We start from the raw sequence: 13,779 nt of genomic DNA, 5'->3' as shown, positions 1-13,779 counted from the left end.
TTAGATCTCCATCCCGAAGTGTTCGCTGAACCTGATGTCGCCCTCGATCATGTCGTGCATGTCGAGGACCTCGTTGCGGAACATGAGCGTGCGCTCGATGCCCATGCCGAAGGCGAAGCCGGAGTACACGTCCGGGTCGATGCCCGCGGCGCGGAGCACGTTCGGGTGCACCATGCCGCAGCCGCCCCACTCGATCCAGCGCGGGCCGCCCTTGGCACCGGGGTGCCAGATGTCCAGTTCGGCCGAGGGTTCGGTGAACGGGAAGAAGTTCGGGCGCAGCCGGATGCTGGCTTCCTCGCCGAACATGGTGCGGGCGAAATGCTCCAGCGTTCCGCGCAGGTCCGCCATGCTCAGGCCCTTGTCGATGGCCAGGCCTTCGAACTGGTGGAACACCGGGGTGTGCGTGGCATCGAGCTCATCGGTGCGGAAGACCTTGCCCGGGCACAGGACGTAGATGGGCACGTCGCGCTCGAGCATCGAGCGGACCTGCACCGGGGAAGTGTGGGTGCGCAGCAGCAGGTGCGCTTCGGCGGGTTCCAGGAAGAAAGTGTCCTGCATTTCGCGCGCCGGGTGGTCCGGCGGGAAGTTCAGGGCATCGAAGTTGAACCACTCGGATTCCACCTCGGGCCCGTCGGCGATCTCCCAGCCCATGCCGACGAAGACGTCCGCCACGCGCTCCTGCAGCACGGACAGCGGGTGGCGGGCGCCCGCGCGCCGGCGGCGGGGCGCGGCGGTCACGTCAACGGCCTCCTCGACGAGGATCCGCGCGTCGCGCTCGGCTTCGAGCTCCTCGGTGCGGCGGGCCAGCGCCTGGTTGACCTTGCCGCGGGAGGCGCCCATCAGCTTCCCGGCGGCCGCCTTGCGGTCCCCGGGCAGTTTGCCGATGGCCCGGTTGGCCAGGCTCAGGGGCGACTTCTCGCCCGTGTGGGCGAGGCGCGCTGCCTTCAGTTCGTCAAGGTTCGACGCCGCCGCGATCGCCGCGATGGCGTCCTCGACGGCGGCATTGATGGCGGTCTCGTCCAGGGGGTCCTGGAGCGCGACGCCGGAAGTGGGTTCAGACATCAGCTTCTTACCTAGGAGTCGGTGAAGTTTCCTCAGCCAGTCTAATTGACCGGACCCCGCGGCCCGGGCGGCTACGATCGCGGGATGAGTGCCTTCAGCGCGGCCCGGCAGATCCTGAACGCCGTCAATCTGAGCACCCCGCTGGGACTGGGCCTGGCGCGGGCAACCTGCCGCAGCATCCGGCGTGGACCCGACGGGCTGTTCTTCGCCGAGGGATACCGCGCGCCGCTGCCGCACGCGGCAGCGTTCACCGTGGGCAACGTTATCCTCATCCGGCGGGACGCGGCATTCGTGGCGGACAACCCGGCCTTACTCGCCCACGAGGCACGGCACAGCAGCCAGTACGCCGCCTGCCTGGGCCTGCCGTTCCTTCCCGCCTATGCCGTGTGCGCGGTGTGGTCGCTGTGGCGCACCGGCGATCCCGGGTTGCGCAACTTCTTCGAGCGCGACGCCGGGCTGGCGGCCGGCGGTTACCGCGAGAACGCGGTCAGGCGGCGCGGGCCCCGCCGCCGGAGGACAGCGGGACGCCGGGCCGGCGACCTGAAACCTACGCGCCCGGGACGGTAATTTCGCGTTTGAGGATCTTGCCCGTCGGCCCCTTGGGCAGTGCGTCCACGATCAGCACGCTGCGCGGGTATTTGTAGGCGGCGATGCGGTCCTTGACGAACTGCTGGATCTCCCCGGCGAGCGCGTCCTTGTCCCCGCCCGCCGCTTCGGGTTTGAGCGCGACGACGGCGACGATCTCCTCGCCGTTGAGCTCGTCCGGCCGCCCGACCACCGCGGCCTCGGCCACGGCGGGGTGCTCGTAAAGGACCTCTTCGACCTCGCGCGGGTACACGTTGTAGCCGCCGCGCAGGATCATGTCCTTCTTCCGGTCCACGATGAAGAACACCTTGTCGTCGTCCATCCGCGCCAGGTCACCGGTGCGGAACCAGCCGTCCGGGATTGCCGCCGCCGTCGCTTCCGGGTTGTTCCAGTACCCCTTCATCACGTAGCCGCCCCGCACCGCCAGTTCCCCGACGTTGCCCGGCTCGACTTCCTGGCCCGTTTCGTCGACCACTTTCAGTTCCGCGCCGCGGACAGCTGTGCCGATCGAGCCGGGCTTGCGGATGCCGTCCCGCTGGTTGAAGCAGACCACCGGGGAGGTTTCGGAAAGGCCGTACCCTTCCAGCATCGTCGCGTCGAAGGTCGACTCGAATTCGCGCAGCACCTCCAGCGGCAGGGCTGCCCCTCCCGAGGCCGCCAGCCGGAGGGACGAGGTGTCGTACTTATGCCGGTCCGGCACGCGGAGCAGCGCGATGTACATCGTCGGCACGCCGAGGAAGATGCCCACCCGGTCCCGCTCGATGATCTCCAGCGCCCGCACCGGATCGAACCTCGGGAGCAGGGTGACGGTGGCCCCTGCCAGGATGGCGGCATTCAGCGCGCAGGTCTGGCCGAAAATGTGGAAGAACGGCAGACCGCCGAAGAGCACCTCGCCGACTCCGAAGTCGAACAGGTCCCGGCTCACGGTTGCGTTCGCGAGCAGGTTCTCATGCGTCAGTTCGGCTCCCTTGGGCCTGCCGGTGGTGCCCGAGGTGTAGAGGATCACGGCCGTGTCGTTGGGCTCCGCGGCAGCGACCTCGAACAGCGGGTCCGCACCGGCCAGCAGCTCCTGGAAACCGCCGTCGATCCTGATGACCTCGGCGCCGGCCTCCGCGGCCCCGGCTTCCACCTCCCCGGCCACCCCTTCCCAGGCGAAGACCAGGCGCGCTCCGGCGTTCGAGAGGTGGTAGGCCACTTCCCGGGCCTTGAGCAACGGGTTCAGCGGGACGACGACCCCTCCGGCCCGGAGGATGCCGTAATAGACCGCGGGCATCTGCGGGAGGTTAGGGCTGACCAGGGCAACCCGGTCCCTGGCCCGGACGCCGCGGCCGCGCAGGAGACCGGCGACCCGGGCGCTCAGGTCGTTCAGGGCGGCGTAGCTGACTTCGACGTCGTCGAGCTTGATGGCCACCGCCTCCGGGTGCGCGGCGGCCGATTCCGCGAGAATCGATGCCAGGTTCGTCATGAAGCACTCCTCGATGTCCGTGCGGGCCCCGTCGCCCGCTACTGGCATTGTTACCCGCCGGTAGCGCCGGCACAAGCCGCCGGACCAGCCGGCCGCCGGAGAAGTCTCAGTGCGTTGCGCCGGCGGGGATCTTCAGGTCCTCCGTGGTGGCCAGCGCGGTGCGGACGACGCCGGCAAGCGCTGCCGCCATGGTCCCGACTGGCAGCGAAGGGCGGGTGTCCGACGGCGGGAGCTGTTCCGGAGCGAACGGCACGTGCACGAATCCGCCGCGCATGGGCCAGGAAACGGACTCCGCCAGCCGCATCAGCCCGTAGAAGACGTGGTTGCACACGTAGGTGCCTGCCGTCTGCGAGACCTCCGCCGGAATGCCCTGCGCCCTCAGGGCCTGCAGCGCAGCCTTGACAGGCAGGGTCGAGAAGCATGCCGCCGGGCCGGCCGGCTCGACCGGCTCGTCCACCGGCTGGGCGCCGGCGTTGTCCGGGATCCGGGCGTCGTCGCAGTTGATCGCCACCCGCTCCAGCGACACGGCCGCGCGGCCCCCGGCCTGGCCGGCACTGACCACCAGTGCGGGCCGGTGCTCCGCCACCGCCGCCGCGAGGACCTCGAGTGAGCGGCCAAAGGCGCACGGCAGCTGGACGGCGACGGCGTCGAGGCCTTCCGCGCGCAGGATCCGGGCCGCCTCTTCGGCGGCCAGCCAGGACGGATTGACGGCTTCGCCGCCGAAGGGCTCGAAGCCGGTGAGAAGGATCATCGCTCCAGCCTAGCCCCGGGCGCGCCCCCGTTGCCGGACATTAGAAGATATGTTCGAATGGGGGCATGAGGTGGGAAAGCCAGGAGACCAATCGGCAGCAAAGCGCTGATCCAGGCGGCAGCCCGCCCTCGGCTCCGGCGCTGCTGCCGCTGGCGGGCCTGGTCCGGTCCGTTTCCACGCCGGAATTTGCCGGGATCACTTTCCATGAGGTGGCGGCGAAGTCGGTCCTGAACAAGGTGCCCCCGACATCGGGAATGCCGTTCAGCTGGACGATCAACCCGTACCGCGGCTGCAGCCACGCCTGCGTCTACTGTTTCGCCCGCAAGACCCACACCTATCTGGACCTGGACGCGGGAATGGATTTCGACAGCCAGCTCATCGTGAAGGTCAATGCCCCGCAGGTGCTGCTGCGGGAGGTGTCGAAGCCGTCGTGGGGCCGGCACCACGTGGCACTGGGCACAAACACCGACCCGTACCAGCGCGCCGAGGGCCGCTACGAACTGATGCCCGGAATCATCGAGGCGCTGGCCGGCTCGGGCACCCCTTTCTCAATCCTGACCAAGGGCACCCTGCTGGCCCGGGACATCCCGCTGCTGAAATCCGCCGGCGAGCAGGTGGAGGTGGGGATGGGCATCTCGCTTGCGCTCACGGACGCCGCGTTGGCGAAAGCGATCGAGCCGGGAACCCCGAGCCCCCGCGCGAGGCTGCAGCTCATTTCCCGGCTGCGCGAGGCGGGCCTTCCCTGCGGGGTGATGGCGATGCCGGTCCTGCCGTGGCTGACCGACAGCGACGAGGCGCTCGACTCCCTGTTCGGCGCCTTGGCGGCCGCCGGAGCGACAGGAGTCAGCGCCGGTGCCCTGCACCTGCGGCCCGGGACCCGCGAGTGGTTCCTGCAATGGCTCGCCCGGGAGCGCCCGGCGCTGGTGGGCAGATACCGGCGCCTGTATTCCTCCGGCGCCTACGCCTCGAAGGAATACCGGCAGTGGCTTGCCGGCCGGGTCCGGTATTTCAAGGCGCGGCACGGGTTCGCCGGGTCAGCCGGCTTCAGCCACTCGGCCCTCGGGGACGGAATTCCCGACGGCACGCCGGCCGCACGGTCGAGCGCCGGCGTCCGGGACGGGGCGGTCCGCGAGCGGGCTGCTGCCCGTCCCGCCGGCCGCGCCGTCCCGGAGCCGACGCTCTTCTAGCGAACCGGGCTCAGTAGCGGATGTACGCGGTGCGGCTCCACTCCCACCGGCTCCAGTAGGACCAGTGGTGGTTGTACTCCACCTGGTACCGGGCCCGCTGGTAGACGGCCTCGTACCGCGAGTGGGTGTTCTCGAGGTAGCGGTAGGAGTGGATCTCAACGGTTCCGCCGTACCGGCCGAAGCGGTACTGATGTGTCTGGTGTCCCAGGTACCAGCCGCGGTTGCGGTTCAGCTGCCAGAACTCCTGATCCACCCAGATGGTGCGGTAGGGCTGGCAGCTCACGCGCACGGGATAATCGATCACCCGGCGGTGGTGGTAACCGTAGTAGGCAAAGCGGGGCGTGAGCGGGGTCACTTCGCACCCGGCGTACCAGTACTGCGGGATGGCCCGGGTCGGGGCGGACTGTGCGGGCTGCACCGCGGCCGGCGTGCTCACCGGAGCGGCGAGGGCGGGGGTCGCGGCGGTCGCGGAGAGCCCGAGGACGGCGACGAGGGTGGCGGTACGCAGGGCCGCCTTCAGCGCGCCGGGAAAACGCTGGGTATCGGACATAGGATGCTCCTTGAACTGGATGCGGGAAACAGCCCCAGTATCGCCAGCAACCCGTTACATGCGCGTTACCGCAGGGAGCGCAGAAGTGCCTCCACAATCGGCAGGTCGGCGGGAATCCAGTCCAAGCCGAGCAGCTCCTCCGGCGCGAGCACGGACACCCAGCGCAGCTCGTCGTGGTCCTCAAGGGGCGCGGGCTCGCCGTGGGCGATCTCGCTGAACCACACGCGCATGGCGGCCCGCTCGTTCAACGGCCAGCCGGCCGGGGACGGGCCGGTCAGCTCGCCGCCCAGGCGCACCCCTACGCCGAGTTCCTCGTGCAGTTCCCGGTGCAGTGCCTCTTCGGGTCCCTCACCCGCTTCCACCTTGCCCCCGGGGAACTCCCAAAGCCCCGCCAGCGCCTCCGGCGCGCTGCGACGGGCGGCCAGCAGCCTCAGCGGGCTGGAAAGGGAGTCCACGATCGCCGCGCCGACGACCTGCTTGAGTTCAGCTGCATCTGCCACGCCCCCAGTGTAGGGGCATAACGGGGGCCCGCGGACGGTTGCGACTCTACGATGGAACAGGACAGCGACGTTCTTCCGCCCGCCCGCACCCTAGCGAAAGAACCGTCCATGAGCAGCACCGTTTCCACCGCCATCTCTCCGGCCGGCACCGGGCGCCGGCCCGTCCGGACCGGGCTCGCCATCGCCGCCCTGGCGCTGGGCGGCTTCGGCATCGGCACCACCGAGTTCGCCATGATGGGCCTGCTCCCGAATGTCGCCGCCGGCGTCAAGGTCGGCATTCCCGAGGCCGGTCACCTGATCTCCGCGTACGCGCTCGGCGTCGTCGTCGGCGCGCCGGTGCTGACGGCGGTCACGGCCCGGCTGGCGCGCAAGCACTTGGTCCTGGGCCTGATGGTGCTCTTCACGCTCGGCAACCTCTCGTCATTCTTCGCCCCCGACTATGGTTCGCTGATGGTGACGCGGTTCATCTCCGGGCTGCCGCACGGGGCGTACTTCGGTGTGGCCGCCGTCGTCGCCGCCTCACTCGTCGCGCCCACCAAACGTGCCCGCTCGGTGGGCATGGTGATGCTTGGGCTCTCGATTGCGAACGTGGCCGGCGTGCCGCTGGCCACCTTTGTCGGCCAGCAGTTCGGCTGGCGCCTGCTCTTCCTCCTGGTCGGTGCTGTCGGGCTGGCTACAGTGGCCGCGATCGCGCGCTTCGTGCCTGCCCAGCCTGCCCCGGCGGACGCCAGCATCAGGGGCGAACTCGTCGCCCTGCGCCGCCCCCAGGTGTGGCTGACGCTTCTCGTCGCTGTCGTGGGCTTCGGCGGGTTCTTCGCCGTCTACACCTATATCGCCCCGACCATGACCGATGTTGCCGGGGTGCCGGCGCAGTGGCTGCCGGTGGTGGTGGCGCTGTACGGGGTGGGCATGATCCTGGGCAACATCATCGGCGGCCGGGCAGCGGACCGGTCGGTGCTGGGCAGCATTTACGCAGGCATGGCAGTGGTCGCCGTCGTGCTGGTGGTCTTCAGCATTGCCGTGCACGCCGTCTGGACCGCCCTGCTGCTGGTCCTGGTGGTGGGCACCTCGGGGTCGATGCTGATCCCGGGCCTGCAGACCCGTCTGATGGATGTCTCCCCGGGCGCCCAGTCGCTCGCCGCTTCCCTGAACCACGCGGGCCTGAACATTGCCAACGCCCTGGGCGCCTTCCTGGGCGGCCTGGTCATTTCCTGGGGCTGGGGCTACACCGCTCCGGCACTGGTCGGCGCCGTGCTTGCGGTGGCCGGTCTGGCCATCGCACTGCTCAGCGGGCGTTTGGAGCGTCGGGCCCGCTGACGGCGTCGGCGGCCGCCCGTGCCGCCGAGTAAATGTCGGGCTCCAGGTACATGACCTTGGCGATCGGCACGGCCTCGCGCACCCGCCGTTCCGCCGCGTCGATGGTGCCGGCGATGTCGGCTCCCGAGGCGTCATGGTCCACGGCGACCTTCGCTGCCACCAGCAGTTCCTCGGGGCCGAGGTGCATGGTCTTGAGGTGAATGATCCGGTGCACTCCCCCGCCCACCAGGGCGGCCTCGATGTTGCGCACATCCGCCGCCGTCGCGGACTCCCCCAGCAGCAGGGATTTGGTTTCGATGGCGAGGACGGCGGCGACCCCCACCAGCAGCAGGCCGATCAGGGCCGTGCCGGCGGCGTCCCACAGGCCGTTGCCCGTGGCGATGGTCAGCCCGACGCCGAAGAGGGCCAGGACCAGGCCAATCAGGGCGGCGAAGTCTTCGAGCAGGACGACCGGCAGCTCCGGCGCCTTGGCGCTGCGGATGAACGCCACCCAGCTACGGGACCCGCGCGTGCGGTTGGATTCCTTGATCGCTGTACGGAACGAGAAGCCTTCCAAGGCGATCGAGCCGACGAGCACCGCCACCGGCACCCAGGCCCACTGCGCGTCGATGCCGTGCGGGTCAAGGGACTTCTCATATGCCTCGAAGAGCGCGAAAAGTCCCCCGACGCTGAACAGCACGATCGAGACGATGAAGGCGTAGATGTACCTCTCGCGGCCGTAGCCGAACGGGTGCTGCGGACTGGCCTGGCGGGAGGCGCGCCGGCCGCCGAGCAGCAGCAGCGCCTGGTTGCCGGAGTCCGCCACCGAGTGGATGGACTCGGCCAGCATCGAAGACGAGGCCGTCAGCAGGAAGGCAAGGAACTTTAACGCCGCAATCGAGAGGTTGGCCGCCAGCGCCGCCAGAATCGCCTTGCTTCCTCCACCAGCCGACACAAGCCACCCACTTCCGCACAGGGGTCCGAAACCCGGAACACGCGGCGCGCGCCCCAGGTCAACGGTACCGTTCGGGCGAATCGGCGCGCACCACGCCGATCCTAAGCCTGCTGACAATTGCGTTCAGCCAGTGCTACCGTTGTGCCGTTAGCTCTACTGAAGGAGGAGTCATGGGAATTATTGCTTGGATAATCCTAGGTCTGATCGTTGGAGCCATCGTCAAGGCAATCATGCCCGGTCGGGTCGGGGGCGGCTGGGTCACCAGCCTCGTGCTCGGCGTGGTCGGCGCGCTCGTTGGTGGCTTCATCTCCGCTCTGATTTTCGGTGGCAGCGCGATCCAGGGGTTCTTCCACCTCGGAACCTGGATCTTCGCAATCATCGGCGGTCTGGTAGTGGCGTTCATTTACGGCGCCGTTACCGGCCGGAACAAGCGGGTTTGATAGCTCGGAAGTAAGTGCTGCATCAGTGGCCCGGTACCGCGAGGTACCGGGCCACTGGACTTTAAGCGCCGGGTTGGCCCGCTGCGCCCGGTCGGTGTGCCCGGTCCGGGCTTCGGTGCTGCTGGGCGCGGGCACTGGCGTAGAGGCAGACCGTTGCGGCGGTGCCGACGTTCAGGCTTTCGGCCGCACCGTACACCGGCACGGCAACCCGGTGGTCCGACAGCGCCAGTTCCGTCTCCGAGAGACCCTGGGCCTCGTTACCGAACAGCCAGGCGGTCGGGGCTTCGAGATTGAAGGCGGACGGCGTATCGCTGCCGGTCAGGCGCCTGGCTGCACTTTCATCCTGCAGCAGGTCCAGATCAAGGCTGCCGTAGCCGTCCGCGGCCAGCACACCGATTCCCGCGCCGCGGAAGGCAGCGACCAGGTCTTCCGTCTCCGCCCCGAGCACGACCGGCAGGTGGAAAAGGGACCCTGCGGTGGACCGAACAGCTTTCGGGTTGTAGATGTCCACGCTGGAAGAGGTGAAGACCACGGCGTCGGCACCCGCCGCGTCCGCTGCCCGCAGGACGGTGCCCGCGTTGCCCGGATCCCGGACCTGGCACAGCACCGCTACCAGCTTGGGAGACCTTGCGAGCACGGCGCCGAGGTCCTGGTCCAGGAAATCGCACACCGCCACGATGCCCTGCGTCTGGACCGTATCGCTGAGCGCCGCGAGCACCTCGTCGGTCGCCAGGCGCAGTTCGGTGTCCCGGCACAAATCGGCTAGTTCGGGCAGCCGGTCAAGCACGGCCGGACTCGCATAGACCTCCCGGACGAGGCCCGCTCCCCCGGCGGTGATCCGTTCGCGGTGCGCGGCGAGGGCCTCGCGGACAGCCTGCGGCCCTTCGGCCAGGAACTGCCGGCGCCTTAAACGGGCCGGGCGCCCGGCAAGCCTGGCGATGTTCCGAACCCGGTCGGCCCGGGGGTTGGACATCGGCAGCGCTTGCGGGCGCCCGGTCTCAGTCAACGCAGCTGTCAGCCGGCGTGCGGCCGTCAGGCCTGTGCCGGCGCGGAGGTGTCCTCCGGCAGCGCGTTCTTGGCCAGCTTGACCAGTCCGGCGAAAGCGGCAGCGTCGGAGACGGCGAGCTCGGCCAGCATGCGGCGGTCAACCTCGATGGCAGCGGCCTTCAGGCCCTGGATCAGGCGGTTGTAGGTCAGGCCATTGGCGCGGGACGCAGCGTTGATGCGCTGGATCCAAAGGCGGCGGAAGTCGCCCTTCTTCTTGCGGCGGTCATTGTAGCTGTAGACCAGCGAGTGCGTGACCTGCTCTTTGGCCTTGCGGTACAGCCGCGAACGCTGGCCGCGGTAGCCGGATGCGCGCTCGAGAATTACCCGGCGCTTCTTGTGGGCGTTTACTGCCCGCTTCACACGTGCCACGTGCGTACTCCTTCGATCAATCTCCCAGACCTAGCAAGCCTGAGATGGCTTTTTGGAACGGCCCGAGGGCCGATGGTCTGGAACTAGAGGCCGAGCATCTTCTTGATGCCCTTGGCGTCAGCCTTGGACACGATCTGATCGCTGGCGAGGCGGCGCGTCAACGTGGAGGACTTGTGCTCCAGGTAGTGACGGCGGTTGGCCTGCTGGCGCTTCAGCTTGCCGCTGCCGGTGAGCTTGAAGCGCTTCTTTGCTCCACTGTGTGTCTTCTGCTTCGGCATGGCTGCCGTTCTCCTTACGTTTTCCTCGGGCCAAAGCCCGCGGCTCTTCCAGGAACCGGTGCCGGTTCCTGATGGATCTGTGTTGCCTAGTCGGCGGAGGGCTTGCGCCCCGCCGGCTTCGCAGCCGGCTTGGTGCCGGGCTTCGGCGCCGCTGCGCGTGCCGCGGGCTTGGGCACGGGTGCGGGCCTCGGCACAGGCTTGGGCATCGGCGCAGGCGACGACGCGGCGGGCTTCGGCGCGGGCGACGACGCGGCGGGCTTCGGCGCAGCCGGAGCCTTGGGAGCCGGAGCCTTCGGTGCAGCGGGAGCCTTGGGCGCCGCCGGAGCCTTCGCTTCCGGGGCCTTGGCTTCCGGGGCCTTGGCTTCCGGGGCCTTGGCTTCCGGGGCCTTGGCGGCAGGTGCTGCCGCAGCCTTGGGAGCCGCAGCCGCCTTGGCCTCAGGAGCCGGAGCGGTCTTCGGCGCGGGAGCGGCCGGAGCCTCCTCCTTGGCCGGAGCCGCCTCGGGCTGCACGGCGGCAGCCTCGGGCGCCTTCGCTTCGGACGTCTCGGCGGCTGCCGGAACCTCCGCAGCCTCCGGTGCCTCCTCGCGGGACGCCTGGCCGAAACCTTCCGGCAGCAGGTCCGCCAGCGACTGCGTCATCGGCGCTTCCCCGGAGACATTCACGTGGGTCTTCGCCTCGTTGGCGGCCTTCGCCTCCGCGCGCTGGGTCGCGCGCCGGGCCTCGGCCTTCGCTTCGGCCTTGTTCTTCAGCGGACCGATGACCATGACCATGTTGCGTCCGTCGATGCGCGGGGAGGATTCGACCACCCCGACCTCGGCGACGTCGTCGGCGAAGCGCTGCAGCAGGCGGATACCCATTTCGGGGCGCTGCTGCTCACGTCCACGGAACTGGATCATGGCCTTGACCTTGTCCCCGGCGCCGAGGAACCGCAGGGCGTGCCCGCGCTTGGTCTCGTAGTCGTGGGTGTCGATCTTGAGGCGGAAGCGGATTTCCTTCAGAACAGTGTTCGTCTGGTTCTTCCGGGCCTCGCGGGCCTTGACAGCAGCTTCGTACTTGTACTTGCCAAAATCCATGAGCTTGGCCACAGGCGGTTTAGCCTGCGGGGCAACCTCAACAAGATCAAGGTCGGATTCGGCGGCAAGACGGAGGGCGTCCTCAATGCGGACGATACCAACCTGCTCTCCAGCCGGTCCTACCAACCGCACCTCCGGGACGCGGATCCGATCGTTGATTCGTGGCTCGCTAATGTGTAGCTCCTGTTTGCTTGAAGTCCTGGTCACCGCCGGCAAATGAAGAAGGCCCCCAGTTGCTGGCGCAAATGGAAGCCTCAGGAGTCGGTGCACAACGCAAACCTCGGGAACATGGTTCCTTCGGACCGACCGGTACCCGGCAACTCCTGCGCGGCGTCCGCGAGGGTCGAAGGGTGGGAGAGGTCTCCACTTGCTAACTGGACATCTTTATCCCGCTACACTTCCCGAAGGTTCACGGTGAGTTCACCCTCGGGCCGCCCATGCGGACTAACGACATCCAGTCGGTCTGTGACAAGCTTACCAGTATGAGCACCCCAGACAGTAATCCTTCGCCCGACGCCGCCCGCTACAGCTTCGAACCCGAAGCCGGGGGCGGCCACGACGCCGAGGCGGAAGCGGCACAGGAGATGCGGGACATCGCCGAGGTGCCCGCCGTCGAGGTCATCACCACCGCGGCAGTGCACCTGATGAGCGCCGCCGCCGTGAAATGCGGGCTGGCCGCCGGGCCCGATGCCGAGGAGCTCAAGGACCTGGACGAGGCCCGCAAGCTGATCACGGCCCTGGCCGGTTTCGTGACAGCGGCCGCCCCGGAAATCGGCAGCCAGCACGCCGGACCGTTGCGCGACGGCCTGCGTTCCCTTCAGCTCGCGTTCCGCGAGGCATCCTCGATCCCGGACGCGCCCGGAAAGGGTCCCGGCGAGAAGTTCACCGGCCCGGTCAACTAGCCCGCATCAACGAAACCGCACCCGGGCAGGCCCTAGCGGGCCAGCCCGGAGACCCTGCGGCGCCGCGCGCCGCGGACCGTCCACCCCGCCGTGCACAGCAGCACGGCGAGCACGCCAACCAGGGCAAAGCCCGCCCAGGGGCCGACCACGTCGATGGCCACGCCGGCCAGCGGGGATCCCAGCGCGCTGCCGGCCGTCAGGGCTGACCCGTACCACCCCATGGCTTCGCCGCGGCGCTCCTCCGCGACGAGGGATGCCACGCTTTCGGTCGCCGCGGAGAGCGTCGGCGCGCAGAGCAGTCCCGGCGGGACCGACAGGAGCGCGAGCCACCAGGTGTCGTGGGCGAACCCCATCGGAACGGTGAGCGCCCCCATGGCTGCCAGCAACAGCAGCGGCGAGACGGGCCGGTGCAGGGCCCCGTAGACAAGGCCGCCGACGACCGACGCCGCGCACCAGAACAGGAACACCAGGCCCAGTTCCTTGACGTGGTCACCCTCGCGCAGCAGCGCAACGATGCCGACGTCCGTACCGGAGAGCACCAGGCCGGACCCGGCCGCGGCGCCGAGGACGGCGATGATGGCCGGCGTGATCCAGTGGAAATTCGAGCGCGCGCGGCCGAACAGGCGCGCCACCGCGTTCGCGCCCGCGTAGGAGCTGCTGGCCTTCGCCTCGGCCGGGGAAATCTCCTCCATGCACTCGACGTCGTCGGCTCCCTCGTGCACGAACGAGCCGCGGTGGCCGGTGCGCGTGGGCGGGTTGAACCACATGAGGAACACTCCCGCCAGGGAGGAGGACACCCCGATCAGGACCAGGCCCACGGTGCTCGGCAGCGCGGTCGCCAGCACCACGCCGGCTGCCGGGCCCACCATGAACGTGATCTCGGTGCCCACCGAGTCCAGTGCGTAGGCGGTCCGGCGCTGCTCCGCGGAGACCATGACGCCCAGGGACTGGCGGACCACCGAGAAGATCGGCAGCGCGAACAGGCCGCCGAGCACGGCCACGGGCACGAGCAGCTCATATGGCAGGAAGGGTGCGGTGCACCAGATGACGGCCTCGGCAATCACCGAAGGCACCAGGGCCGCGCGCAGTCCGGAACTGTCCACTCGCCGCCCACGCCACGGCGCCCCCACGGCGATACCGACCGTGATTGCCGCCGCCACCGCGCCGGCGGCACCATAGCCGCGTTGCAGCGTGCCGACGACATGCAGGGTGAGCAGCACCCCTGCCGCGGAATGCGGGAAGCGGGCCAGCATCGCCACCAGCAAAAGCCGGCGCACTTGGGGAACACCCAAGAGCTCTTTGTACCGAGCGAAATTCAC

Annotated in this window: 16 protein-coding genes; 5 read left to right on the top strand and 11 right to left on the bottom strand. The window is 69.1% G+C overall.

Annotated elements, in window-relative coordinates; genetic code table 11:
• Complete coding sequence (pheS, locus tag KIH31_RS09105; RefSeq protein WP_214426750.1) at positions 1–1,062, bottom strand: phenylalanine--tRNA ligase subunit alpha; 1,062 nt, start codon at positions 1,060–1,062, stop codon at positions 1–3.
• A gap of 84 nt (positions 1,063–1,146) precedes the next feature.
• Here pheS and KIH31_RS09100 point away from each other — a divergent pair, with 84 nt between their 5' ends.
• Complete coding sequence (locus tag KIH31_RS09100; protein WP_214426749.1) at positions 1,147–1,629, top strand: DUF4157 domain-containing protein; 483 nt, start codon at positions 1,147–1,149, stop codon at positions 1,627–1,629.
• On the opposite strand, the gene KIH31_RS09095 is transcribed toward KIH31_RS09100, so the two are convergent.
• The gene (locus tag KIH31_RS09095) at positions 1,610–3,112 is read right to left on the bottom strand and encodes a long-chain fatty acid--CoA ligase (RefSeq protein WP_214426748.1); all 1,503 of its coding nucleotides are present in this window, start codon (positions 3,110–3,112) and stop codon (positions 1,610–1,612) included. The two genes, KIH31_RS09100 and KIH31_RS09095, sit on opposite strands and share 20 nt — an antisense overlap.
• A gap of 106 nt (positions 3,113–3,218) precedes the next feature.
• A complete protein-coding gene (gene pcp / locus KIH31_RS09090) occupies positions 3,219–3,863 on the bottom strand; it encodes a pyroglutamyl-peptidase I (RefSeq protein WP_214426747.1) in 645 nt (214 codons plus the stop codon).
• A 65-nt stretch (positions 3,864–3,928) separates the two neighbouring features.
• On the opposite strand from pcp, the gene KIH31_RS09085 reads away from it, so the two are divergent.
• Positions 3,929–5,050 carry an Rv2578c family radical SAM protein gene (locus tag KIH31_RS09085; RefSeq protein ID WP_214426746.1) on the top strand — a complete coding sequence of 374 codons (1,122 nt, stop codon included), beginning with the start codon at positions 3,929–3,931 and terminating at the stop codon, positions 5,048–5,050.
• 10 nt (positions 5,051–5,060) lie between these two features.
• Here the strand turns inward: KIH31_RS09085 and KIH31_RS09080 are convergent, their stop codons facing one another.
• Positions 5,061–5,600: a hypothetical protein gene (locus tag KIH31_RS09080; protein ID WP_214426745.1), complete on the bottom strand. Its 540-nt coding sequence runs from the start codon at positions 5,598–5,600 to the stop codon at positions 5,061–5,063.
• Between the two features lie 65 nt (positions 5,601–5,665).
• Positions 5,666–6,100, bottom strand: coding sequence for a (deoxy)nucleoside triphosphate pyrophosphohydrolase (locus tag KIH31_RS09075; protein WP_214426744.1), 435 nt, complete (start codon positions 6,098–6,100; stop codon positions 5,666–5,668).
• A gap of 108 nt (positions 6,101–6,208) precedes the next feature.
• Here KIH31_RS09075 and KIH31_RS09070 point away from each other — a divergent pair, with 108 nt between their 5' ends.
• Positions 6,209–7,417, top strand: coding sequence for an MFS transporter (locus KIH31_RS09070; RefSeq protein WP_214426743.1), 1,209 nt, complete (start codon positions 6,209–6,211; stop codon positions 7,415–7,417).
• Here KIH31_RS09070 and KIH31_RS09065 read toward each other — a convergent pair.
• Positions 7,386–8,351, bottom strand: coding sequence for a cation diffusion facilitator family transporter (locus tag KIH31_RS09065; protein WP_214426742.1), 966 nt, complete (start codon positions 8,349–8,351; stop codon positions 7,386–7,388). The two genes, KIH31_RS09070 and KIH31_RS09065, sit on opposite strands and share 32 nt — an antisense overlap.
• Before the next feature lie 170 nt (positions 8,352–8,521).
• Between KIH31_RS09065 and KIH31_RS09060 the strand changes: the two genes are divergently transcribed.
• Complete coding sequence (locus KIH31_RS09060) at positions 8,522–8,791, top strand: GlsB/YeaQ/YmgE family stress response membrane protein (RefSeq protein WP_214426741.1); 270 nt, start codon at positions 8,522–8,524, stop codon at positions 8,789–8,791.
• 61 nt (positions 8,792–8,852) lie between these two features.
• Here KIH31_RS09060 and KIH31_RS09055 read toward each other — a convergent pair whose 3' ends face one another.
• The 4 genes from KIH31_RS09055 to infC form a co-directional block, all read right to left on the bottom strand.
• A complete protein-coding gene (locus tag KIH31_RS09055) occupies positions 8,853–9,797 on the bottom strand; it encodes an RNA methyltransferase (RefSeq protein ID WP_214426740.1) in 945 nt (314 codons plus the stop codon).
• Between the two features lie 26 nt (positions 9,798–9,823).
• A complete protein-coding gene (gene rplT / locus KIH31_RS09050) occupies positions 9,824–10,207 on the bottom strand; it encodes a 50S ribosomal protein L20 (RefSeq protein ID WP_214426739.1) in 384 nt (127 codons plus the stop codon).
• Positions 10,208–10,290: 83 nt separating this feature from the next.
• Positions 10,291–10,485: a 50S ribosomal protein L35 gene (gene rpmI / locus KIH31_RS09045; protein ID WP_214426738.1), complete on the bottom strand. Its 195-nt coding sequence runs from the start codon at positions 10,483–10,485 to the stop codon at positions 10,291–10,293.
• A gap of 86 nt (positions 10,486–10,571) precedes the next feature.
• Positions 10,572–11,690 (bottom strand): translation initiation factor IF-3, encoded by a 1,119-nt coding sequence (gene infC / locus KIH31_RS09040; RefSeq protein ID WP_374224863.1) that lies wholly within the window; start codon positions 11,688–11,690, stop codon positions 10,572–10,574.
• A 350-nt stretch (positions 11,691–12,040) separates the two neighbouring features.
• On the opposite strand from infC, the gene KIH31_RS09035 reads away from it, so the two are divergent.
• Entirely contained in the window at positions 12,041–12,460 is a 420-nt protein-coding gene (locus KIH31_RS09035; RefSeq protein WP_214426737.1) for a DUF1844 domain-containing protein, read from the top strand.
• Between the two features lie 32 nt (positions 12,461–12,492).
• Here the strand turns inward: KIH31_RS09035 and KIH31_RS09030 are convergent, their stop codons facing one another.
• Positions 12,493–13,779, bottom strand: a complete 1,287-nt coding sequence (locus KIH31_RS09030; RefSeq protein WP_214426736.1) for an MFS transporter — start codon at positions 13,777–13,779, stop codon at positions 12,493–12,495.

Origin of the sequence: Paenarthrobacter sp. DKR-5, from assembly GCF_018531425.1 — a bacterium.
Lineage (GTDB): Bacteria > Actinomycetota > Actinomycetes > Actinomycetales > Micrococcaceae > DKR-5.
Note: the sequence above shows the minus strand (reverse complement) of the source record. Positions and strands in the feature narration are given on the sequence as shown.